The 22,032-nt window shown below is 47.6% G+C and carries 22 protein-coding genes; 3 read left to right on the top strand and 19 right to left on the bottom strand.

What is annotated here, in order from left to right; all coding sequences use genetic code 11:
• Positions 1-27: 27 nt before the first annotated feature.
• The 15 genes from BW952_RS02910 to gpr form a co-directional block, all read right to left on the bottom strand.
• Complete coding sequence (locus BW952_RS02910; protein WP_231581387.1) at positions 28-747, bottom strand: NfeD family protein; 720 nt, start codon at positions 745-747, stop codon at positions 28-30.
• Positions 748-844: 97 nt separating this feature from the next.
• Entirely contained in the window at positions 845-1,291 is a 447-nt protein-coding gene (locus BW952_RS02915; RefSeq protein WP_045851019.1) for a GatB/YqeY domain-containing protein, read from the bottom strand.
• Between the two features lie 14 nt (positions 1,292-1,305).
• On the bottom strand, positions 1,306-1,479 hold the full coding sequence (gene rpsU / locus BW952_RS02920; protein WP_018393973.1) for a 30S ribosomal protein S21: 174 nt from the start codon (positions 1,477-1,479) through the stop codon (positions 1,306-1,308).
• Between the two features lie 109 nt (positions 1,480-1,588).
• On the bottom strand, positions 1,589-2,272 hold the full coding sequence (gene deoC, locus BW952_RS02925) for a deoxyribose-phosphate aldolase (protein WP_045851020.1): 684 nt from the start codon (positions 2,270-2,272) through the stop codon (positions 1,589-1,591).
• Between the two features lie 96 nt (positions 2,273-2,368).
• Entirely contained in the window at positions 2,369-3,700 is a 1,332-nt protein-coding gene (gene mtaB / locus BW952_RS02930; protein ID WP_045851021.1) for a tRNA (N(6)-L-threonylcarbamoyladenosine(37)-C(2))-methylthiotransferase MtaB, read from the bottom strand.
• A gap of 5 nt (positions 3,701-3,705) precedes the next feature.
• Positions 3,706-4,455 carry a 16S rRNA (uracil(1498)-N(3))-methyltransferase gene (locus tag BW952_RS02935; RefSeq protein WP_045851022.1) on the bottom strand — a complete coding sequence of 250 codons (750 nt, stop codon included), beginning with the start codon at positions 4,453-4,455 and terminating at the stop codon, positions 3,706-3,708.
• Positions 4,456-4,468: 13 nt separating this feature from the next.
• Complete coding sequence (gene prmA, locus BW952_RS02940; RefSeq protein WP_045851023.1) at positions 4,469-5,413, bottom strand: 50S ribosomal protein L11 methyltransferase; 945 nt, start codon at positions 5,411-5,413, stop codon at positions 4,469-4,471.
• A 23-nt stretch (positions 5,414-5,436) separates the two neighbouring features.
• A complete protein-coding gene (dnaJ, locus tag BW952_RS02945; protein WP_045851024.1) occupies positions 5,437-6,561 on the bottom strand; it encodes a molecular chaperone DnaJ in 1,125 nt (374 codons plus the stop codon).
• 127 nt (positions 6,562-6,688) lie between these two features.
• Positions 6,689-8,521: a molecular chaperone DnaK gene (gene dnaK / locus BW952_RS02950; RefSeq protein ID WP_045851025.1), complete on the bottom strand. Its 1,833-nt coding sequence runs from the start codon at positions 8,519-8,521 to the stop codon at positions 6,689-6,691.
• 40 nt (positions 8,522-8,561) lie between these two features.
• The gene (gene grpE, locus BW952_RS02955) at positions 8,562-9,134 is read right to left on the bottom strand and encodes a nucleotide exchange factor GrpE (RefSeq protein ID WP_414735803.1); all 573 of its coding nucleotides are present in this window, start codon (positions 9,132-9,134) and stop codon (positions 8,562-8,564) included.
• A gap of 30 nt (positions 9,135-9,164) precedes the next feature.
• The gene (gene hrcA / locus BW952_RS02960) at positions 9,165-10,199 is read right to left on the bottom strand and encodes a heat-inducible transcriptional repressor HrcA (RefSeq protein ID WP_045851027.1); all 1,035 of its coding nucleotides are present in this window, start codon (positions 10,197-10,199) and stop codon (positions 9,165-9,167) included.
• 90 nt (positions 10,200-10,289) lie between these two features.
• Entirely contained in the window at positions 10,290-11,414 is a 1,125-nt protein-coding gene (gene hemW / locus BW952_RS02965) for a radical SAM family heme chaperone HemW (RefSeq protein ID WP_045851028.1), read from the bottom strand.
• A gap of 62 nt (positions 11,415-11,476) precedes the next feature.
• Positions 11,477-13,306 carry a translation elongation factor 4 gene (gene lepA / locus BW952_RS02970; RefSeq protein ID WP_045851029.1) on the bottom strand — a complete coding sequence of 610 codons (1,830 nt, stop codon included), beginning with the start codon at positions 13,304-13,306 and terminating at the stop codon, positions 11,477-11,479.
• Between the two features lie 89 nt (positions 13,307-13,395).
• Positions 13,396-14,478, bottom strand: coding sequence for a stage II sporulation protein P (spoIIP, locus tag BW952_RS02975; RefSeq protein WP_045851030.1), 1,083 nt, complete (start codon positions 14,476-14,478; stop codon positions 13,396-13,398).
• A 58-nt stretch (positions 14,479-14,536) separates the two neighbouring features.
• The gene (gene gpr / locus BW952_RS02980) at positions 14,537-15,538 is read right to left on the bottom strand and encodes a GPR endopeptidase (RefSeq protein WP_045851031.1); all 1,002 of its coding nucleotides are present in this window, start codon (positions 15,536-15,538) and stop codon (positions 14,537-14,539) included.
• Between the two features lie 182 nt (positions 15,539-15,720).
• On the opposite strand from gpr, the gene rpsT reads away from it, so the two are divergent.
• Positions 15,721-15,975, top strand: a complete 255-nt coding sequence (rpsT, locus tag BW952_RS02985) for a 30S ribosomal protein S20 (protein WP_045851032.1) — start codon at positions 15,721-15,723, stop codon at positions 15,973-15,975.
• 31 nt (positions 15,976-16,006) lie between these two features.
• Here rpsT and holA read toward each other — a convergent pair whose 3' ends face one another.
• On the bottom strand, positions 16,007-17,026 hold the full coding sequence (holA, locus tag BW952_RS02990; protein ID WP_045851051.1) for a DNA polymerase III subunit delta: 1,020 nt from the start codon (positions 17,024-17,026) through the stop codon (positions 16,007-16,009).
• 201 nt (positions 17,027-17,227) lie between these two features.
• Between holA and BW952_RS02995 the strand changes: the two genes are divergently transcribed.
• Positions 17,228-17,359 carry a YqzM family protein gene (locus BW952_RS02995; protein ID WP_045851033.1) on the top strand — a complete coding sequence of 44 codons (132 nt, stop codon included), beginning with the start codon at positions 17,228-17,230 and terminating at the stop codon, positions 17,357-17,359.
• A 45-nt stretch (positions 17,360-17,404) separates the two neighbouring features.
• On the opposite strand, the gene BW952_RS03000 is transcribed toward BW952_RS02995, so the two are convergent.
• The 3 genes from BW952_RS03000 to BW952_RS03010 form a co-directional block, all read right to left on the bottom strand.
• Positions 17,405-19,684 (bottom strand): DNA internalization-related competence protein ComEC/Rec2, encoded by a 2,280-nt coding sequence (locus tag BW952_RS03000; RefSeq protein WP_045851034.1) that lies wholly within the window; start codon positions 19,682-19,684, stop codon positions 17,405-17,407.
• A gap of 18 nt (positions 19,685-19,702) precedes the next feature.
• A complete protein-coding gene (locus BW952_RS03005; RefSeq protein WP_045851035.1) occupies positions 19,703-20,116 on the bottom strand; it encodes a deoxycytidylate deaminase in 414 nt (137 codons plus the stop codon).
• Positions 20,117-20,201: 85 nt separating this feature from the next.
• A complete protein-coding gene (locus tag BW952_RS03010) occupies positions 20,202-20,831 on the bottom strand; it encodes a helix-hairpin-helix domain-containing protein (RefSeq protein WP_045851036.1) in 630 nt (209 codons plus the stop codon).
• Between the two features lie 77 nt (positions 20,832-20,908).
• Here BW952_RS03010 and BW952_RS03015 point away from each other — a divergent pair, with 77 nt between their 5' ends.
• Positions 20,909-21,736: a pyrroline-5-carboxylate reductase dimerization domain-containing protein gene (locus BW952_RS03015; protein ID WP_045851037.1), complete on the top strand. Its 828-nt coding sequence runs from the start codon at positions 20,909-20,911 to the stop codon at positions 21,734-21,736.
• Positions 21,737-22,032 lie beyond the last annotated feature (296 nt).

Genomic DNA, 22,032 nt, shown 5'->3' on the forward strand with positions numbered 1-22,032 from the left:
GCCTGCAAACATACAATAATTCCTCCTTTAAGATTCAATCTCTCTTACCACAACCCGAACACCTTCTGTTTTCACCACAGCCACGTCCTTATCGGCTGCAATAAAAACGCCTTCAGCTACAGCATCAATACGCTCTCCATGAATAACAATGGTTCCGGACGGGCGCAGGGGCGTTTTGGTTTTGCCCATTTTCCCGATCAGGTCTGTCCGCGTTACATTGGATACATATCCGTGCTCCGTATCCGTTGAATCACTTAAAATGAATTTTTTAAAAAATTTCATTTCTTTCCCCAACACCTTTATCATTATAATCAGTGCTGCCGCTGCCATTACAAAGGCAATCAAGAGGGAAATAGCCATCCAAAGCAAGCTGGCCCCGGCAATCAGAACCCCTGCTGAGAAAAGCGCAAAGCCAATGAATCCGACGATTCCACCTGGCAGAACAATCTCAGCCAGAATAAAGACAACCCCAATCCCAATAAGCAGCACCGTCAAAATACCGGCATCCCCTGACATAACGTGTCCCGCGGTAAAGATCAAAAGTGCGAGCGCGCCGGCTGCCCCGGGTATGCCAAATCCGGGTGTGAATAATTCCAAAATAAAGGCGATCAGTACGACGGATAAAAGGATCATCACCACGATGGGATGAGTCGCAAAGTCGACAAATCGTCCTGCTCCGTCAAAGGCAAATAGGAACGGAACTCCTGCAAGCAATATCGTCCATTTTTTCATTTGGATATGTTTCACCACCTTTCCGCCGGTTCTTTCTCATATATACGGAATAAGGGGCGAAAAAGTTTCATAAAATGAAAAAAACTGCCGTCCATGGCAGGACGGCAGTTTTTCAGGAAAGCTTTTGCTGGACAAGTCGGTTTACAAGTGAGCCATCGGCTTTGCCTTTGACTTTCGGCATTAAGGCCGCCATCACTTTTCCCATGTCCGCTTTCGCAGAAGCGCCCGTTTCCACAATTGTTTCATCTACAATCGCGGACACATCTTCTTCTGAAAGCTGTTCCGGCATATATTCGTTCACGTAAGTCAGTTCAGTCTGAATTTTGGCCACAAGATCCTCACGGCCGGCTTTTTCAAACTCGTGGAGGGAGTCTTTGCGCTGTTTCACTTCGCGAGAAAGGACTGTCAGTTCTTCCTCTTCCGTCAGGTCGCGGCCGCCTGCTTTAATGCTTTCATTTTGCATTGCAGCTTTCAGCATGCGGATGACTGTCAGTTTTTCTTTCTCTTTGTTCTTCATCGCTTGCTTCATCTCGTCATTAAGACGTCCGAGAAGACTCATAAAAAAACCTCCTCTTAGAACTTACGTTTACGAGCTGCTTCAGATTTCTTTTTGCGTTTCACGCTTGGCTTTTCATAAAATTCGCGCTTTCTGTACTCCTGCAGGGTGCCAGTTTTAGAAACAGTTTTCTTGAAACGGCGAAGAGCATCCTCAAGCGATTCGTTTTTGCGAACAACAGTTTTTGACATTTCTTTTTCCCTCCCTCCGAACACATTACGATGGAAATTCCATGTACTGGACTATTATAATACATGTCCTTTAAACGGTCAAGAAAATTTCTTTACAAAACGTGCACAATTAATAACCGGCTTCTCCTTCAACACCTGTGACGATGGCGATGCCCGAGCTTGCGCCGATCCGTGTAGCCCCTGCCTTAATCATTGTCATCGCATCCTGCTGGGTGCGGACGCCGCCTGATGCTTTCACACCGATTTTCGGCCCGAGAGTTTCACGCATTAAACGGATATCTTCTTCCGTTGCGCCACCTGCCGAAAAACCGGTCGACGTTTTTACATAGTCCGCTCCCGCTTCAACAGCCAGCTCGCAGGCCGTTTTCTTTTCTTTATCTGTTAAAAGGCTTGTTTCGATGATGACTTTAACGAGCGCTTTTCCTTGCGCGGAAGCAACGACCGCTTTAATGTCCTTTTGAACGGCCTCCGTGTCACCGTCTTTTAATGCACCAATGTTAATGACCATGTCCACTTCAGTCGCTCCATGTTCAATGGCGGTTTTTGTTTCAAAAGCTTTCACTTCTGTTATCGTTGCGCCAAGCGGGAAGCCGATGACCGTGCAGACTTTCACTTCTGATCCACTTAAAAGCTCCGCTGCCTGCTTCACACGGGCCGGATTAATGCAAACGGACGCAAAGCCGTGGCGTTTTGCTTCTTCACATAGTGTGGCTACCTCTTCTTTTGTCGCGTCTGCTTTTAGGAGCGTATGATCAATCGTTTTTGCGATATTTCCAAATGTGTCGGTAATCATATAAAATGATCCCCTTTCCGTTAGTTGTCCGTACCTCTCCATCTTACCATCAAACCTTTTTTGATGCACGAAAAAAACCGGTGACATTCACCGGTTTTACACTGTAGCAGGTTCGACAACACGGACAAATTGCCCTTCGTTGTATGGATAGCCCGCTTTTGTTATTTTGACTTTCACAATTTTCCCGACCATTTCTTCTGTCGCCGGAAACACGACTTTTAAATAGTTGTCCGTGTAGCCGCTGTACATACCTTCTCCGCCGTCTTTGAACGGCTCCTCCGGAATGACTTCAAGCACTTCGCCTTCGAACCGTGCCGCATATTCCTTTGCCAGCTGGTCCGACAGGGCGATCAGCTTGTGCACACGCTCGTTTTTTACGTCTTCATCCACCTGGTCGTCCATACGGGCTGCCGGCGTGCCAGTCCGTTTAGAATAAGGGAACACGTGAAGCTCTGAAAACTGGTGCTCTTTAATAAAGTGATACGTTTCCAGGAATTCCTCTTCTGTTTCACCCGGAAAGCCGACAATTACGTCAGACGTTACCGCAAGGCCTGGCAATGCTTTCTTTAAGCGTGTCAAACGGTCCGCGAAAGCCTCCATTGTGTACTTACGGCGCATCCGCTTCAGGACCGTATCCGAGCCTGACTGCAGCGGGATGTGCATATGGCGGACAACAATGTTCGACCGGTCAATGACATCAATCACTTCATCCGTTAATTGGCTGGCTTCAATCGAAGAAATTCGAATCCGCTTTAAGCCCGGCACTTTTGCTTCCAGGTCTCGCAGCAGCATCGCCAGATTGTAATCTTTGAAGTCCGAACCGTAGCCGCCTGTATGAATACCTGTCAGAACAATCTCCTGATAGCCTGATTCTACTAGCTGGCTTGCCTGGCGGATCACTTCTTCCGGATCACGTGACCGCATTAAGCCGCGCGCCCACGGAATGATACAAAACGTACAGAAATTGTTGCAGCCTTCCTGAATTTTCAAGGAAGCACGGGTCCGGTCTGTAAACGACGGAACATCCAATTCCTCATACACCCGGTTTTTCATGATGTTTCCAACCGCATTAATCGGCTGGCGCTCCTGCTTGAACTGGTCAATATAATCGAGCATTTTCACCCGATCCTGCGTGCCCACGACTACGTCAACACCAGGAATCGCCATGATTTCTGCCGGGGAGGTCTGCGCATAGCAGCCCGTTACACAAATAACGGCATCCGGGTTTTTCCGCACGGCACGGCGAATCACCTGACGGCTTTTTTTGTCACCTGTATTTGTCACCGTACATGTATTAATCACATACACATCCGATGTTTTCTCAAAGTCAGTCCGCTCGTAGCCATTTTGTTCAAACAGCTGCCAGATCGCTTCTGTTTCATAATGGTTTACTTTGCAGCCTAACGTATGAAATGCCACTGTCGGCATCGTCATCACCTCTTCAATTCTAAATAAAACGAAATAGCGGACAGCACATAAAGTGGTGCTGTTTCAGCCCGCAAGATTCTTGGTCCTAAGGCACACGGTTTAAAGCCGCTTTCTGACAGCACGTTTGCTTCTTGATCAGAAAAGCCCCCTTCAGGACCTGTTACAACCAGCAGACGGCTGCCGGGGCTTAAGCGACTGACCGCTTCATAAAAAGCGGCCTGCTCTCCTTTTTTGGCGGACTCTTCATAAGCAAAAATCGTCACGTCAAATTGCTGTCCATATTCAATCAAGCTGGCGAGCGGCATCGGTTCAGCTACAGAAGGCAGACGGCTCCGGTGAGACTGCTCTGCTGCTTCCTTTGCAATCTTTTGCCACCGTTCGATTTTTTTACCGCTTTTTTTGCGGTCCCACTTCACGATAGAGCGGGCCGCTTCAAATGGAACAAACCCGGCTGCGCCGAGTTCTGTTCCTTTCTGTATAATATAGTCGAATTTATCGCCTTTCACAAGACCGCATGCCAGCACGACGTCAACAGGCAGTTCAACCGTGTCTTCTACCCATTCTTCCACGCTCGCCCGCACGTCTGTCTCCGTTACTTGATCCAGCACGGCTACCGCTGTTTTTCCATCCGGGAAAACAGCGTACACCCGGCTGCCCTCTTCCATGCGCATCACCCGGCGGATATGGTGAACATCCTCAACAGAAAACGTGATGCTGTCTTCCTGCTGGCCGCCTGTTACAAAGTATCGCTGCATTTTTGCACCTCGATTATTCTGCTTTTTTGCCGACGATGCAGACCCAGTCTTCCATGACAACCGTTTCTTCAATAAACAAGCCGGCATCGGTCATCGCTTTGCGTACATCGTCTTTTTTCTGCCCAATAATGCCGGACGCGATAAACAAACCACCCGGACGCAAAATCGATACAACATCTCCCGTAAAGGAAATGATGACTTCAGCTAAAATATTCGATACCACCACATCAGGCTGATCGTCAATGCCATCAATCAAATTGTTTTTCGACACTGTGACAATATCCTCAGCATGATTTAACGCGACATTTTGGCGCGCAGCCGATACCGCTACTTCATCCAGATCCAGCGCCGTCACACGTGATGCGCCGAGCAGCGCTGCGCCAATGGCCAGAACGCCAGAGCCTGTGCCCACATCAACGACATGATGATCCGGCTTCACAAACCGCTCAAGTGCCTGCAGACACATAACCGTGGTTGGATGTGTGCCGGTTCCGAACGCCATACCCGGGTCAAGCTCGATAATGAGCTCATCTGATGAAAAGGGCTTATAGTCCTCCCATGTGGGAACAATCGTAAACTTTTCAGAAATCTTCACCGGGTTATAATATTGCTTCCAGGCCGTTGCCCAGTCTTCCTCGTGTACTTCACTGACAGACACCTTTACGTTGCCTATATCGATCTGATACATCGCTAAATTTTTGACTGACTGGGTAATGTCATCAACGGTTTCCTGCAAAAAGCTGTTCACAGGCAAATACGCCTTTACCGCTACGCCTTCCTCCGGGTAATCGTTCGGATTCAGCTCATACAATTCACCAAACAAGCCGCCTTCACGCTTTTTGTCCAGCTCAGCACGGTCTTCTATAACTACACCGCTCGCCCCTGCCTCATGCAAAATATTGGAAATTGGTTCCACTGCATCATTGACGGTTTCAATGCAAATCTCTGACCATTTCATTCTCGCCAGCTCCTATCATGGCTTTAATCACGCTTGAGGGCGCGTTTTACCTTATCAAAAAAACCGTCTTCCTCGCTCGGCTGCTCACCGCTGACTTCCGCAAACTCTCGAAGAAGCTGCTTTTGCTTTTCATTCAGTTTAGTTGGGGTTATCACTTTTACGTGGACATGCTGATCTCCTGTTCCATACCCGCGAACATTGGCTACCCCTTTGCCGCGAAGCCGGAATCTCGTGCCGCTCTGGGTGCCGGCAGGGATTTTTAGTTTCACTTTACCATTAACAGTCGGCACTTCCAGTTCGTCCCCGAGCGCTGCCTGAACAACTGTGATAGGCATTTCACAATAAATATCATCGCCATCACGTTCAAACAGCTCATGCTCCTGCACACGGAACACAACATATAAATCGCCTGGAGGGCCGCCGTTTACGCCGGATTCTCCCTGTCCGGACAAACGGATTTGCTGCCCTTCATCAATGCCGGCCGGCACTTTCACATTAATCGTCTTGTTTTTCGTTACCCGGCCATTGCCGCTGCATGTCGAGCACTTTTCCTTAATGATTTTCCCGGTTCCGCTGCAATGATGACATGTACGGCGCGTGGCTACACGGCCAAAAGGCGTGTTTTGCTCAACGTTCACCTGTCCGGCACCGCCGCAATGCGAGCACGTTTCAGGCGACGTTCCAGGTTTTGCACCGCTGCCATGGCAGGTGCCGCATTCTTCTTCTTTTGGAATCGTAATATCTTTTTCGACACCAAAAACCGCTTCGTCAAAAGACAGCACCATCGTATATTGAAGGTCATCTCCCTGGCGGGGCGCATTTGGGTCACGCCGGCGTCCGCCGCCGCCCCCTCCAAAGAACGTGCTGAAAATATCATCAAACCCACCGCCAAAGCCGGAGAATCCACCGCCGCCAAAACCACCCTGCTGAGGACCTGCGTGGCCGAACTGATCATATTGCGCTTTTTTCGATTCGTCGCTCAACACTTCGTACGCTTCTGAAATTTCTTTGAACTTTTCGTCAGCGCCTGCCTCTTTATTAATATCCGGATGATATTGCTTGGACAGCTTCCGGTACGCTTTTTTGATCTCATCTTTTGATGCTGACTTTGAAACACCTAATACTTCATAATAATCTCGCTTGCTCACCTTTTTCACTCCCGTTTCATCACATAACCGCTATTTTAACATAGATTGGCTGTTCATTGGTCATTTGTTTCACGAAAAAAGCCAAAGCCGGAAACCGCTGACTTTGACTTTTTCGTGTGGCGCTTGCTTAGTTTTTGTCTTTTGAATCGTCTACTTCTTCAAACTCGGCATCAACGACACCATCATCCTTCGGTGCGCCTTCTGCTCCTTGCTGTGCTTCAGCTGCTTTTGCCGCTTCTTCATACAGCTTCATTGATAAAGCTTGAACGATTTCGTTTAATGCATCACGTTTTGAACGGATCTCTTCAAGATCGCCTTTTTCAATCGCTTCTTTCAGTGAATCCTTTGCTTCTGTTGCTTTTTGAAGTTCCGCTTCATCTACTTTGCCTTCAAGCTCTTTGACTGTTTTTTCTGTTGTGAACACAAGCTGATCGGCTTCGTTGCGAAGCTCCACTTCTTCTTTGCGCTGCTTGTCAGCATCCGCATTTTCTTCTGCTTCTTTTACCATGCGCTCAATTTCGTCATCAGACAAGCCTGAAGAGGACTGGATCGTGATCGCCTGTTCCTTTTGTGTGCCCAAATCTTTCGCTTTTACATTAACAATCCCATTTTTATCAATATCGAACGTGACTTCGATTTGAGGAACGCCGCGCGGTGCTGGCGGAATGTCTGTTAATTGGAACCGGCCAAGTGTTTTATTGTCTGCTGACATTGGACGCTCACCTTGAAGAACATGAATGTCAACAGCCGGCTGGTTGTCTGCTGCTGTCGAGAATACTTGTGACTTCGACGTCGGAATCGTCGTATTGCGGTCGATCAGCTTTGTGAATACGCCGCCCATCGTTTCAATTCCGAGTGAAAGTGGCGTTACGTCAAGAAGAACAACATCCTTCACGTCACCTGTTAATACGCCGCCCTGGATGGCTGCACCCATCGCAACTACTTCATCCGGGTTAACGCCTTTATGCGGGTCTTTGCCTGTTGCTTTTTTGATCGCTTCCTGTACGGCTGGAATACGAGTAGATCCACCGACAAGAATGACTTTGTCAATTTCCGCATTTGACTTGCCTGCATCCTGAAGCGCCTGGCGGACAGGACCCATTGTGCGCTCAACAAGGCTTGATGACAGCTCATCGAATTTCGCACGAGAAAGCGTTGTTTCCAGGTGAAGCGGACCTGCTTCTCCTGCTGTGATAAACGGAAGGGAGATTTGTGTTGATGTTACACCTGACAAGTCTTTTTTCGCTTTTTCAGCGGCATCCTTCAAGCGCTGCATCGCCATTTTGTCTTTTGACAAATCAATGCCGTTCTCTTTTTTGAATTCATTTACTAAATAATCGATGATCACTTCATCAAAGTCATCGCCGCCGAGACGATTGTCGCCGGCTGTTGACAGCACTTCAAATACCCCGTCGCCAAGCTCAAGGATCGATACGTCAAATGTACCGCCGCCCAGGTCATAGACTAAAATGGTTTGATCCTGGTCTGTTTTGTCCATGCCGTATGCAAGAGCTGCGGCTGTTGGCTCATTGATAATACGTTCAACTTCAAGACCGGCGATTTTGCCGGCATCTTTTGTTGCCTGGCGCTCTGCATCGTTAAAGTAAGCAGGAACGGTAATAACCGCTTTGTCTACTTTTTCACCAAGATAGTCTTCCGCATATGCTTTCAAGTGCTGCAAAATCATCGCAGAAATTTCTTGCGGAGAATATTCTTTGCCATCAATCGATTCTTTATGATTTGTCCCCATGTGACGCTTAATGGAAATGATCGTATTCGGGTTTGTGATCGCCTGGCGCTTTGCCACTTCCCCTACTTGACGCTCTTCATTTTTAAATGCGACAACAGATGGCGTTGTGCGGTTGCCTTCCGGATTCGGAATTACTTTCGCTTCTCCGCCTTCAAGTACGGCCACACAAGAGTTTGTTGTTCCAAGGTCAATACCGATAATTTTACTCATCTTTAAAATTCCCTCCTGAAATCAATGCTTGTTTAGTTATTTATTGGTTTACTTTTACCATAGATGGGCGAATAACCCGGTCTTTTAGTTTATAGCCCTTTTGAAGCTCCGCTAAAACCGAATTCGGCTCCGCTGATTCATCGCTGTCCGTCATAACCGCTTGATGCACGGTTGGGTCAAAAGGCTTTCCAACCGTTTCAATCGGCTCAACGCCTTCACTTTGGAGAGCGGCAACGAGTGTTTTATACACCATTTCCATGCCTTGAAGCAGTGACTTCGTTTCCTCATGCTCCGCCGTCACCTGAAGCGCACGCTCGAAATTATCAAGCACCGGCAGCAGCTCGCCTACGAGCTTTTGCGCACGGTATTTCTCCTGTGCTTCGCGGTCTAGATTCGCGCGGCGGCGGAAGTTATCAAAGTCCGCCCGCAAACGTAAGTAGCGGTCTTCTGATTCATCGAGCTGCTTTTGAAGCTGCTCTTCCTTCGATTCTTCTTGTGCTTCTTCCAGCACGACTTCATCCGTTTCTGTTTCAACAGACTCATTTTCTTCCTCTTGAGCAGCCGTTTCGTTCATCGGCTCCTCTTCCGTTAATGGCTTTTGATTTTCTGCCACTATAGCCACCTCCAACATTCAATGATCATTTTAAGAACGTGTATTGTACAGACGCGTAAGAACGTTTGTCATATCATGACTTAAAAAGTCCACCAGTGTAATAACCCGGGAATACTCCATCCGTTTCGGCCCCAAAATCGCGATTGTTCCAACAGGTTCGTTGCCGACAGAATAAGAGGCGGTAATCAAGCTGCAGTCTTCCATTGCCTGCTCCGCATTTTCCGTCCCAATCTTTACCTGGATACCTGATTCGGTCGGGCGCACGAGCTCATACATATCGTGTTCTTTTTCCATCATATCCATCACAAGCCGCACCTTTTCAATATCACGGAATTCCGGCTGGTTAAATATATTTGTTTTCCCGCCAATAAACAGCTTGCCGATCGGCTGGCCGCCGGATGCTTCGGCAAACATATTCAAAACAGCTTCGTAATTATGAAGATGCCGTTTCATTAATTGGGCTGTTTCTTGAAAGATTTTCCGGCGAAGCTCGGATAAAGGAACACCTGTTAATCGGTCATTTAAAATGTTGACCATCTTTTCAATGTCCGCCGGTTCAATTCCATCCGGAAGGGAAAAAAGCCTGTTTTCCACATGCCCTGTATCCGTGACGATAATTGCCACAGCCGATGTCCTGTCGATCGGAATGATCTGCAGATTTTTCACCTTATGGTCGTTGAACTTCGGTCCAAGGACAATCGATGTATAGCTTGTCAATTCCGATAAAATGGTCGCTGCATTTTGAACGGCTTTTTCCATGCCTTCCTGCCTGTCGGCAAAAATGGAATGAATAGCTGTTCTTTCGCTGCGGCGAATGGATCCGGGCGACAGCATGTGATCCACGTAATACCGGTACCCTTTTTCAGACGGAACGCGCCCGGAGGATGTATGGGTTTTTTCTAAAAAGCCCATTTCCTCCAGGTCCGCCATTTCGTTGCGGATCGTGGCCGGGCTGTACGACACATCGTCTTTTTTGGCGAGGTTGCGTGATCCGACCGGCTGCGCCGAACGTATAAAATCATCAATAATGATTTGCAAGATAAACAGTTGGCGATCTGTCAGCACCTTTTATCACCTCTGTTAGCACTCTTTCGTTATGAGTGCTAAATCTACATATAAATTATCAAAAACCGGATTGTCTGTCAACGAGTACGCTTATTGAATTAAAAAAGACTGGAACACTTCGTTCCCTAAAAATTTGCCGTTATGTGTCAGGCAAATGAAATTGTTCTTTACTTGAAGCAGCCCGCGGTTTTTCATTTCTTCAACCGGTCCGCTGAAAACATGCAAAGGACTTTTTTTGTATTTCTTTTCGAAGTCCGAAATCGAGACGCCTTCCATTTTCCGGAGCCCAAGAAACATTTCTTCTTCCATCTGCTCCTGTGCGGTTGTTTTTTGCGCTGTCATGCGCGGCCACTTCATCTCTTCAATCGGCTCCATATATTTTTTCAAAGGACCGAAGTTGGCATACCGCTCGCCATTTACATAACCGTGCGCCCCTGCACCGAATCCGTAATACTCTTCATTGTTCCAATACGTCAAGTTATGACGGCTTTCAAAGCCGGGGCGTGCAAAGTTGCTGATTTCATATTGCACAAGTCCGTGTGCTTCCATACTGTTCATTACCGCTTCGTACATATCGGCTTCTGACTCTTCTTTCGGCAGCGGCAGCTTTCCTTTCGCCATTAGATTGTAAAACACTGTTTTTGGTTCAATAATAAGAGAGTATGCAGAGTAATGCGGCAGATCAAGAGCCAGCGCCTTTTCAACGGTATCAACGGCATCCTCCAGCGTCTGCTCCGGCAATCCGTAGATCAGATCAATGCTTACATGATCAAAGCCCGCTTTTTCGGCATCTTGAATCGTCTTGTATACATCCTGCTTCGTATGCATCCGTCCGATCCGCTTTAAGTGCTCGTCATTAAAGGACTGCACGCCAATGCTGAGTCGGTTGACGCCGCCTTCTTTTAAAATGCGCAGCTTCTCAAGCGTTAATTCACCCGGATTGGCCTCGAATGTGTATTCAACTCCCGGAAGAACCGGCAGCCGCTCCGCGATGGACCGGGTTAAAAAAGCGAGCTGCTTCTCATTCAAAGCAGTCGGCGTGCCCCCACCCACAAAAATGGATTGATAATGACCCGGCTCCGCCATCCCCATTTCACCGTCCAGACACTTCAAGTATTCTTCCACGGGCTGGTTTTTCATAAACACTTTATTAAAATCACAGTAATGACAAATTTGATGGCAGAAAGGAATATGGATGTATGCTGCACTCGTCATTCTGTCCCCACCTTTCGTTCAAAAATAAAGCAAGGTGCCCGAATCGGGCACCTTTTCACTCGTTACTTTTGCTGGTCGTCCATTTTTAAGACAGCCATAAAGGCCTCCTGCGGGACTTCAACAGAGCCGACCTGTTTCATGCGTTTTTTACCTTCTTTTTGCTTCTCAAGCAATTTACGCTTCCGTGAAATGTCTCCGCCGTAGCATTTGGCGAGGACGTTTTTCCGCATTGCCTTGATCGTGGACCGTGCCACAATTTTGTTTCCGATTGCGGCCTGAATCGGCACTTCAAATTGCTGGCGCGGAATTAATTCTTTTAGCTTTTCCACTATGATCTTACCACGCTCATACGCAAAATCACGGTGAACGATAAAGCTAAGCGCATCGACCGTTTCCGTGTTTAACAAAATGTCCATTTTCACAAGCTTGGACTGCTTGTAGCCGATTAATTCGTAATCAAAGGATGCGTACCCTTTTGTACTGGATTTCAGCTGGTCAAAGAAATCATAAACGATTTCTGATAACGGCATTTCATACACAACGCTGACCCGGTTTGTGTCTAAATACTGCATGTCGATGAAGATGCCGCGTTTTCCCTGGGCAAGCTCCATCACTGCACCAACGTAGTCATTTGGAACGATGATTGACGCTTTGACGTACGGCTCCTCTACATGAGCAATTTTTTGCGGGTCCGGCATATCGGATGGATTGTCGATCCGAAGCTCTTCTCCGTCCGTCATCGTTACCTGATAAATAACGCTCGGTGCGGTTGTAATTAAATCAATTTTAAATTCGCGTTCGATCCGCTCCTGGATAATCTCCATATGAAGAAGTCCAAGGAATCCACATCGGAAGCCGAAGCCGAGTGCTTGTGACGTTTCCGGCTCATATTGAAGAGCTGAATCGTTTAGCTCCAGCTTTTCAAGCGCTTCACGCAAATCGTTGTATCTCGAAGAATCGATCGGATAAAGGCCGCAATACACCATCGGGTTCAGCTTCCGGTAGCCGGCAAGCGCTTCAGTTGCCCCATTTTTCGCAGAGGTGATTGTATCGCCGACCTGTGTATCGCCGACCGTTTTAATGGCAGCCGCCAAATAGCCAACGTCCCCGACAGTCAGTTCATCCCGCTGTGTTGTTTTCGGTGTGAAAACGCCAATTTCAGTTACTTCAAATTCCTTGCCCGTCGCCATCATTTTTACTTTATCGCCGACTTTCACTGTCCCGTCCACAACGCGAATGTAGGCAATAACACCGCGGTATGCATCGTAAATGGAGTCAAAAATCAAGGCTTTAAGCGGCGCATTAGGGTCTCCTGTTGGCGCCGGAACCTTTTCCACGACTTGCTCTAAAATGTCTTCAATGCCGATCCCTGCTTTCGCAGACGCCAGAACGGCCTCCGATGCATCCAGTCCGATAACGTCCTCTACTTCCTTCCGAACACGCTCCGGCTCTGCAGCCGGTAAATCAATTTTATTGATGACCGGCAGGATTTCCAGATCGTTGTCAAGCGCCAAATACACGTTGGCAAGCGTCTGCGCCTCAATTCCCTGTGCGGCGTCCACTACAAGAATGGCTCCCTCGCACGCAGCAAGGCTCCGGGAAACTTCATACGTAAAATCGACGTGTCCCGGTGTATCAATCAAATGGAAAATATACTCTTTCCCATCTTTCGCTGTGTAGTTTAGCTGAACAGCATTTAATTTAATCGTAATGCCGCGTTCTCGTTCAAGATCCATTGAATCCAGCAGCTGACTTTTCATTTCACGTGCAGTTAATGCTTTTGTTTTTTCTAAAATACGGTCAGCAAGCGTTGATTTCCCGTGATCAATGTGGGCAATGATCGAGAAATTTCGAATCCGCTCCTGCCGTTCTAGTCGGTCGTTGTTGTTCATCCATTTTTCACTCCTGTTATCGGCACATATATACTAGTGTGATTATATCAGCGAGATTTGCAAATGACAACGAACATTCGCTAAACGGCTCAGCCATTTTGCTCGGATTGGATAAATCTCGTTAAGATGTCAGCAAACGCTTTTGCGCTTCTATCCAATTCTTCTCGTGTATTTTCCACGCCGCCCATTTCAATCAGCATCGCCCGGTTGGAAAGATCCTGATTGAATTTTCCATTTGTCTGGCTGCCGGATTTCACGATGACACCGCGTGACAAGCCAGGATAATGCTGTTCAAAGAGGGTATGAAGCGCCGAGGCAAACCGGGCATTTTCTTCATAATGGGCATGCTCGCCTCCGACGACAAACACTGTTTTGGCCATCGGCTGCCCATTTATCACAGTGGTGGTGATCTCTTTTTTCTGAGAGTCGCGGTGGATGTCTACAAAGTAGGAAATGGACGGTTCCTGTTTTTGTACAGACGCGACCACCGACCGGGATTCTTCATAGGAAGCACTGTATTTTTTTCCTTTTTTATTTAAAAGAGCGCCAATATCCGTTTTGTTCACTGCTGCATGCACGCCTTCTTCTTTTAAATAGTTGGCGATCATCGTCCCCACTTCCGTAATATTAATCGGGTCTTGTCCATTTTTGGGCGTAAAGGCTTCCGACGTATGAGTGAAGTATAGAAGAACTTCCTTTTCCGCTTCGGCCTGCTGGTCCTCCGGCTCTTGAGGGGGAGCTTCTGGAACAGGCACATCATCCGGTTCTTTCGATTCAATTGGCATCGTCGTATAATCCGTTCCCTCACCGGCAATTAAAATCTGGCCGTCGTAAATCGAAAACCCCGGCAGCTCCTTGCCAAGGAACGTTCGGGGATCCCGCAGGCTGATGCCCGCTGCAGACTGAAAAGCGGTATCAATGAATGTGAGTGTGTTTTGCTCCGGCTTGGCTGCTGATTCAAAAAGATGATTTTCACTGCGGAGGACTTCGAAAAAGTGAGCCGCTGGTATTTCCGCTGCCGCCCGGCTCATCGACTCAGAGGCAAAATGGTATGAAAATGGCATGACGGTTAATAAACCGGCTGTCCATAAAGGCATCGCTACAAGGCTTGCGTAGGCGGGAAAAAACCAAAAGGCTGTCTGCTTTTTTTTGTGCAAAAGGATTGTCGCCATCCCCTTTTTGTTCCTTTTACGATTACTTTATGCACATAAAAAAAAAGCAGACCAAGATTCAGCCTGCAAAAAACGATCTTGTTTCCTCCGGGGGACGGTCGTGCAAAGCTTCATTCAATGCGCTGGAAACAACGGCTGCCGCACCATGAATGAATAAATCCGCTTCCTTCGGTGTCACAATCATATTTAATCCTGCCGGTGTCAGCACATCTGTAATCAGCTGATGCTTTTCTTCTTCGTTCAGCAGGCCGATATTTCCTAAAAATGATTTTTTCCACTCCTGATCTGCCCGGCCGCTTTTTTCTTCTAAATGCTTCATCACCATCTCCACCGCATCCCGCGTAACCGTCGCAGCGTCAATAACTGTTGGAATGCCGATCGCAATCACCGGGATACCTGCCGTTTGCCGGCTGATTTCCTTTCGGCGGTTTCCAATTCCTGCGCCCGGCTGAATGCCTGTATCGGTCATTTGAATGGTGGCGTTTAATCGTTCAATCGAACGGGACGCAAGCGCATCAATGACAATTAAAAAATCCGGCTTTTCCCGTTCAATCAAGCCAAGCAAAATATCGCCTGTTTCGATTCCGGTCATTCCCATGACTCCGGGTGAAATCGCACTGACAGGCCGGTATCCGGTTTGAACATGCTCCGGATGCAGCTTGAATAAATGATTGGTGACAATCAGGCGGTCTGTTACGCGAGGCCCGAGGGAATCGGGTGTGATTAAATCATTGCCAAGTCCCGCCACTAAGCAAGAGGCGGTCTGTGGTAATTCAGCGCCTTTAATAAACAAGCGGATTTCCTCCGCGACCACCCGGCTGATCGCTGCATGCCGGCTGGAATCAGACTGACGCAAATCAGCCGATTCGATGGTGACGTAGTGACCCGCTTTTCGTCCTGTAATTCGTTCTGCTCCTTCAGATATTTGAACAGTTGTCACTTTTGTTTGTTCTTTTTCTTCTTCCTTTATGTTAATGCCTTCTACTTTGCCGCCCTGCTCCTGCTCCGCTATTAAAGCGGATTCCAATGCAAGATCTGTGCGCGGAGACCACTTTCTCATACATTTCACCTCTCCATTTTTTTCACAGTTTGCCCGGGCGTGTAAAAGTTTATTCCTTTACAGCGGAATGCTATTGCAATTCTGTCATTCCTTTGCTAAAATACTTCTTGTTGTTTAATTCAATAATGATTGATAATCGGGTACGAATGCAACTTCGATCCATTTTTAGGAGGTGACAGTAAATGCCAAATATTAAATCTGCCATCAAACGCACAAAAACTGCTCAAATTCGTTCAGCACGCAACACGCAAGCTAAATCAGCTATGCGCAGCGCAGTGAAAAAGTTCGAAACAGCAGCTGCTAATAATGACGAAAACGCAAAAGAATTGCTTGTACAAGCAGTCAGCAAACTAGATAAAGCTGCAGCAAAAGGCCTTATCCACAAAAACGCTGCGAACCGTCAAAAAAGCCGTCTTATGAAAAAGCTGGCAAACTAATAAAAAAAGTGTCCATTTACGGACACTTTTTTTATTTGGCTTTCATCATCGTTTGAAGACGGAAGAAAAACAATTCAATAATCATCTTTTTTTCCATTCCGCTGCTTTTCATTTCATAATCACATTCAGCCAGCATTTGAATCGCGGCCGCAAGCTGTTTTTCTGAAAAAGACCGCGCTTGATTGCCGGCAATTTTCACCCGGAACGGATGCACTTTTAATTGCCCGGCAATTTGCTGCTGGCCATAGCCTTTTTTCACCAGCTCCTTTACTTGATAAATGAGCCTGAACTGCCCGGCCACAATCGCCAGTATTTTCAATGGCTCTTCATTTAACCGGATTAAATCGTAGTAAATGCGGAGAGCTTCCTGAAGATGCCCTGTCACGATTCGGTCGACGAGACGAAAAATATCACTTTCTAACGTACGGGATGTTAAGTCCGTTACATGCTCTATTGTAATTTCATTGCCTTCCCCCACATGAAGAGCAAGCTTCGCTATTTCCATAGCCAGCACCGATAAATGAAAGCCGGCGATCGCGAGCAGCTGTGCAGCCGCCGCCTCTCCTATAACCGCACCCTCCTCTGCAGCTTTGCTTTTAATCCAGCCCGTCAGCTCCCGCTCAGCAGGGCGCTTGGCTTCCAAAATGCCCGCTTGTTTCTTTATAAGCTTTGTTATTTTCTTGCGCTCATCCAGCTTTTCAAACCGCCCTTGAAACACAAGGATTGTAAAAGGGGCCGGGTCATTCAAATACTGCTCCAGCTTTTTTAAATCATGCTCTACTTTTGTTTTTTCCGCTGTGAAGAAAAGCGGATTTTGAACAAATACGAGCTTTTTTTCGCCGAGAAATGGCAATGTTTCAGCTTCTTCGATTGCGGCATCTATTGGCACTTCTGTCATATCAAACGTGACAATATTTAAATCGGCGTCCTCTCCGCCTACTGCTCCTTTCAGCAGCGACTGCCGCGCTTCTTCTATAAAATACTGCTCAGGCCCGTATAATAAATACAATGACCGGAAGCGTCCGCTCTTTAATTCTTTTAATACATCCATATTCACGACTCCATTCTGTTCCTCTCCCATTTTAGAAAAAAAGCCAGCTGTCCGCAAGCTGCTGTAAATGTGAACATTTTTTGTCCGCCCTTTCATTTCAATGAACACTATAGATTTTTGCGCTTTCATTGTCTATACTTAAAACAGCAGAGAGCGGTGTCCGTTTAAGCGGGCGCTGTGAATGAAACAGGAGGGATTCATATGAACGAATTCGAAAAAAATGTTCAGTCAAAGCGCAATGATGCTGTAGACTCCGGCGTCGGCTTTGTCGTATCATTCGGCTTTTTTGCCACAATGTTTATCCTTGCTACGGTCATTCAACTTGTTGGGTGAGGCACAAACAGCAAATCCATTCTGGTCCAGCCGGGATGGATTTTTTTATTTTTCAGGAATCACGGTTGAAATCCTCCCCTCTTTTCCTTTAAACGTGTAGGTAACGGCCCCGTGCTCGTCCGTTCTGTAAATGAATACACCCGCTTCCTCTAATGTTTCCACCACCTCTTTATGCGGATGTCCGTAACGGTTTTTCACACCTGCTGATATTACACCAAATTCCGGTGAAACGCCGTCAATAAACGCTTTACTGGAAGAGGTTTTGCTGCCATGATGCCCAACCTTCAGCCAGTCTGCTTGAAGCCGGTATGTTCGAATCAGCTCCATTTCCCCTGCTTCTTCTAAATCACCCGTAAACAGCCAAGATTGCCCACCTATTTCCGCATACAAAACGAGGGAGTCATTGTTTCCTTCATACGTTCGATCTTTGGGCAATAAAAATTGAAAAAAAGCATCGCCTGCCGCCCATTGTTCGCCGCCTATCCCTTCCCGCACAGGCAGTCCCGTCTCGAGAATACCAGCCATTACCTCCACACTGCCCGATCCTGGAGAAATGATGATTTCTTTTGCCGGAATCGACTCCAGCACCTCAGCCGCCGCTCCCGCATGATCAAAATCTGCGTGAGTCAAAATCAGTTTGTCGATTTCCGTCACGCCTTTTCGTTTTAAAAACGGAACAATCGTGTCTTTTCCCACTGAAAATGAATGGTCACGTGCCATCCAGGCCTCTTTTTCAAATGGCACCTGCCCTCCTGTATCGATCAAATAGGTGCCTTGGTTGAAGGGGAGCTTAATAAAAATGCTGTCTCCCTGCCCGACATCTAAAAAGGTGACTTCCCCGTATGGTGTGTACTTGTTCAGGAACACAAGACCGATCAGTAAAAAGCCACAGACGGCGAGGCTGTATTTCAGCCGTCCTGTGTTTTCCCATAGGACAAAGCAGCCGGCGGCTATGAACGCCACCACGGCTAATACAGCCATTCCCGGCTGGCCTGTGACCAGCACCGCCACTGGCAGATCGGATAAAAAGGCGGCCAGTTGGTTCATCTTGATTAACAGCGCATTAGCCAGTGCGGCTGGCAGCGATACAGGCATGACAAAAGAGAAAAGAAACAGAATCAGCAAAAGCGGAAGCATAAGAATCGAATAAAAAGGCACAAACAAGAGGTTTGCCAGCGGAGAAATAAGTGACAGCTCTGAAAAGTGGTAAAGAAGAACGGGCAACGCGGCGATTTGCGACAAAATAGAAACAAACCAGGAAAGTTCGAAAGCCGATTGAGCCCTTTTTAAAATGATGCCAGAGGACAGGACAAGCGCGAAGGTCACGATAAACGACAGCTGGAAACCCGCTTGAAACAAACTGAATGGGTTATACAAAATCATGGCGATAAACGCGATGGAAAGTGCCGAGGACGCCTTGAGCTGCTGATGATGGGAAGCGGCAAAGAGGATGGCACCGGTCATCAAGCAGGCACGAATCACCGGAGGCGATGCACCTGCCAGTAAGCAGTAAAGAGGAAGAGCCGCAAGCAAAACCACCCGGCTCCGCTCGCGTGTAACGCCTAGGCGGATCATAACGAAGAACAGCAGGCCTGTCAGCAGCGTGACATGAAGGCCTGATATCGATAGAATATGAACGATGCCAAGGCGCTCGTAATCCTCATTCACCTCCTCAGATCCCCCTGTACGATCACCAAACAGCAAAGCGGCTGCCGTCGATGAAAGAGGCTCTGGAAACACTGCTTCAATTTGATCGATGGCTGCCATCCGCCATTTGCCGGGCAGATGGTGAATAGACGTACTGTGGACACACTGGCTCAGCTTCAGCTGATCAGCCGTTAACACGAAAAACGTTCCTGAAGTAGCTAAATACTGCCGGTAGTTAAATTCGCCTGGATTTCTCGACGGCGCAGGTGGGCTGGCTTCCGCCTTTATCCGGCAGGTCATTCCAACCGCCAGCTCTTTTTCCAGCGCATGCTTTTCTTTTTCCGTTTGCATTCGATAACGCAATTGAAACGGCTCTCCAGTTGACGTTTCCACCACACCTGCCTGCAGTCGGTCGCCTCCTAATCGAATATCGTCTGTGAAGGAAATGACCCACTCTGCTTCAGTTCCTTGAAACGCAGAATGATGCGTCGAGGCGTGAATCGATGTGGTAACGGTCATCAACAAGCATATACACGCCATTTGAACACGCTCATTGTTTTGAGCTCTCATGAACAGCAGGCCTGCCGCCACCAAACATAAAACAACGATCGGTGCTGGTGCATCCAGCACGATTAACACAGCCGCCAGCGAGGGTACCGTCATTCGAAGAGGTGTCATCTGCTCCGTCCTTTTCAATTAATGCGGAACGTGCACCACCTCAATGTTTTTCAAAAAGTGGCTGTTCCATTTATTTGGATAAGCATGCCGGTAAATAATTCGCGCGACCCCCGCCTGCGCCAGCGTTTTTGCACAATTTTCGCACGGCTCATGGGTCACATACGCAGACGCTCCCTTTAGTTTATCGCGCTCCGCGTGCAAGACAGCGTTCAGCTCTGCGTGCAGGCAGCGAATGCACCGCCCTTGATCAGACAGTAAGCAGCCCGCCTCATGACAATGCTCGTGGCCATGAATGGAGCCGTTATAGCCTGTTGAGACAATGTGCTTGTCCTTAACAATGACACAGCCTACATTCAAGCGATTGCACGTTGAACGTGTCGACACCTCGTCCGCAATGTTTAAAAAATAATCATCCCAGCTTTTTCGTTCCATTCGTTTATTCCTCATTTCTATCTTTCCAGCTGCTGCCGGTTTCTTTCTTTAGTTTAGCGATAATTCTTTTCATTCGTCAAACGCTTTATTGTATCGTAATAAGCGGAGCCAGCTTTTCAAATGTTTTGTCGCCGATCCCCGATATGTTTTTCAAGTCCTCTATTGATTGAAAAGGTCCTTCTGTTTCCCTGTAGTCTAAAATCGCTTGGGCTTTTGATTCTCCGATGCCGGGAAGCTCCTGCAGTCCGGCTGAATCAGCACTGTTCAAATTAATTAATTCAGCTTCAGAAGAGGTGCCTGCAGCTGATGATGAATTCGGGACCGCCGTTTGTATGACAGGCGCTTCTTCCCCCTTAGCTGGCACGTAAATGACCATTTCATCCTGCACTTTCTGAGCCAAATTAATCGCTGCGGCATCGGCCTGCTCTAATAAGCCACCTGCCCGGTTAATCGCATCATTCACTCTTTCATCGCTGTTCATCATATATATGCCGGGCATTGAAACAGCTCCCTTTACATCAATGGCTACTTCTACAGGTTCTGCGGGCTGCTCTTGCACATCTGCTTGAACAAGCGGCTCTGTTTCGACGATCGTCACAGACTCTGCCGGCGGAACAGGCGCTTCTTCTGTTAGTCCATACAGCCAGAACAGCAGAATAGCCGCTCCGGCTGCTGCGGGTAGTTTATATTTTTTGATCAGTTCCTGTACGTTCATGTTCCACTCCTTTTTTCCGGTATATTCTCCGTTCTCAGACGTACAGATGTTAAGTGAACAAGAAAGGAGCATCCATGATGAAAATCGGCATCATTGGTACAGGCAGCATCGGCACGGTATTGGCAGAAGCCATGCTTACATCTGCTGTGATTGAACGGGAAAACCTTTTTCTTTTTAACCGGACCATCGAAAAAGCGGCGCAATTAAAAAAGAATTTCCCCGGAACAACGGTGTGTACGTCCGTAAAAGACGTGCTGAAAAACGCACAGCTGATTTTTGTTTGCTTGCGGCAAACGGATTTAAAACCGGTTCTTGAATCCATCGCTCCTTTCTTGACAAGTGAGCACTGCGTTCTTTCCACCGCAAGCGCTGTTTCAATCAAGCAAATGGAATCGGTTCTCCCCTGCCCCTGCGGAAAAGTGATTCCATCGGTGACAAACACAGCACTGGCCGGCGGTATTTTATATTCATTCGGGCAAAGATGCGGGCAGGACTGGCAGCGCGACATTAAAAACGTGCTCGAGAGCATCTCCGGCGTGGCGCTGGAGATAGACGACCGCACTGTACGCGCCGCTTCTGATTTAACCGGATGCGGTCCTGCTTTTTTTTCGAAAATGGCGGTGATGTATGCGGAGGAAGCAGCTGCATATGGATTGTCTAAAAACCAGGCGGAAGAGCTCGCTTTTCACATGATGATCGGACTTGGAGAATTGTTAAAGCAAAAAAAGTGGTCATTGGAGATGTTAACAGAACGGACGGCTGCTAAAGGCGGTGTGACAGCACGAGGGCTGACGGTTATTGATGCAGAGGCAGGAGAGCTTTTTTCTTCGTTGTGCAGCATGACACAGAAAAAAGCAGCGGAAGACCGAAAAGAGGCATCTGCCCTATTTGGCATTAACAACTAATATTCGACAATCTACTCTCCATCCCTCCTTCTTTACAAAATCTTAACAAACATACTAACAATGAGAGTAGCCATTGAATACGAACCATTTAGTAGCTGAGAGCCTTGCTTCTTCTTTTTTCTTTAAGAAGCACATACAGGGGCTCCGGGCTGCCGGCTCCGCTTTTCTATGTGGCGAACGCTGAACCAGCCCAAAGTGCGCGGCTGTTTCAGCCTGTCCGCTCGTCACATGGAAGTCTCCGCCGGCCTCCCTCCGCCCGTTGTGGTTCTAATGAAACAGTAAAGATAAAAATGCTT

Origin of the sequence: Domibacillus enclensis (assembly GCF_900156125.1) — a bacterium.
Taxonomy (GTDB): domain Bacteria; phylum Bacillota; class Bacilli; order Bacillales; family Domibacillaceae; genus Domibacillus; species Domibacillus enclensis.

Coding starts and splice junctions, on each gene's coding strand:
- mtaB (WP_045851021.1), bottom strand. CDS start 3,700: ATGCCGACAGTGGCATTTCATACGTTAGGCTGCAAAGTAAACCATTAT.
- holA (WP_045851051.1), bottom strand. CDS start 17,026: ATGGATGTATTAAAAGAATTAAAGAGCGGACGCTTCCGGTCATTGTAT.
- hemW (WP_045851028.1), bottom strand. CDS start 11,414: ATGACGAGTGCAGCATACATCCATATTCCTTTCTGCCATCAAATTTGT.
- rpsU (WP_018393973.1), bottom strand. CDS start 1,479: ATGTCAAAAACTGTTGTTCGCAAAAACGAATCGCTTGAGGATGCTCTT.
- dnaK (WP_045851025.1), bottom strand. CDS start 8,521: ATGAGTAAAATTATCGGTATTGACCTTGGAACAACAAACTCTTGTGTG.
- BW952_RS02995 (WP_045851033.1), top strand. CDS start 17,228: ATGAACGAATTCGAAAAAAATGTTCAGTCAAAGCGCAATGATGCTGTA.
- prmA (WP_045851023.1), bottom strand. CDS start 5,413: ATGAAATGGTCAGAGATTTGCATTGAAACCGTCAATGATGCAGTGGAA.
- BW952_RS02935 (WP_045851022.1), bottom strand. CDS start 4,455: ATGCAGCGATACTTTGTAACAGGCGGCCAGCAGGAAGACAGCATCACG.
- rpsT (WP_045851032.1), top strand. CDS start 15,721: ATGCCAAATATTAAATCTGCCATCAAACGCACAAAAACTGCTCAAATT.
- lepA (WP_045851029.1), bottom strand. CDS start 13,306: ATGAACAACAACGACCGACTAGAACGGCAGGAGCGGATTCGAAATTTC.
- gpr (WP_045851031.1), bottom strand. CDS start 15,538: ATGAGAAAGTGGTCTCCGCGCACAGATCTTGCATTGGAATCCGCTTTA.
- BW952_RS02915 (WP_045851019.1), bottom strand. CDS start 1,291: ATGAGTCTTCTCGGACGTCTTAATGACGAGATGAAGCAAGCGATGAAG.
- BW952_RS03005 (WP_045851035.1), bottom strand. CDS start 20,116: ATGGAACGAAAAAGCTGGGATGATTATTTTTTAAACATTGCGGACGAG.
- BW952_RS03000 (WP_045851034.1), bottom strand. CDS start 19,684: ATGACACCTCTTCGAATGACGGTACCCTCGCTGGCGGCTGTGTTAATC.
- spoIIP (WP_045851030.1), bottom strand. CDS start 14,478: ATGGCGACAATCCTTTTGCACAAAAAAAAGCAGACAGCCTTTTGGTTT.
- BW952_RS03010 (WP_045851036.1), bottom strand. CDS start 20,831: ATGAACGTACAGGAACTGATCAAAAAATATAAACTACCCGCAGCAGCC.
- BW952_RS03015 (WP_045851037.1), top strand. CDS start 20,909: ATGAAAATCGGCATCATTGGTACAGGCAGCATCGGCACGGTATTGGCA.
- deoC (WP_045851020.1), bottom strand. CDS start 2,272: ATGATTACCGACACATTTGGAAATATCGCAAAAACGATTGATCATACG.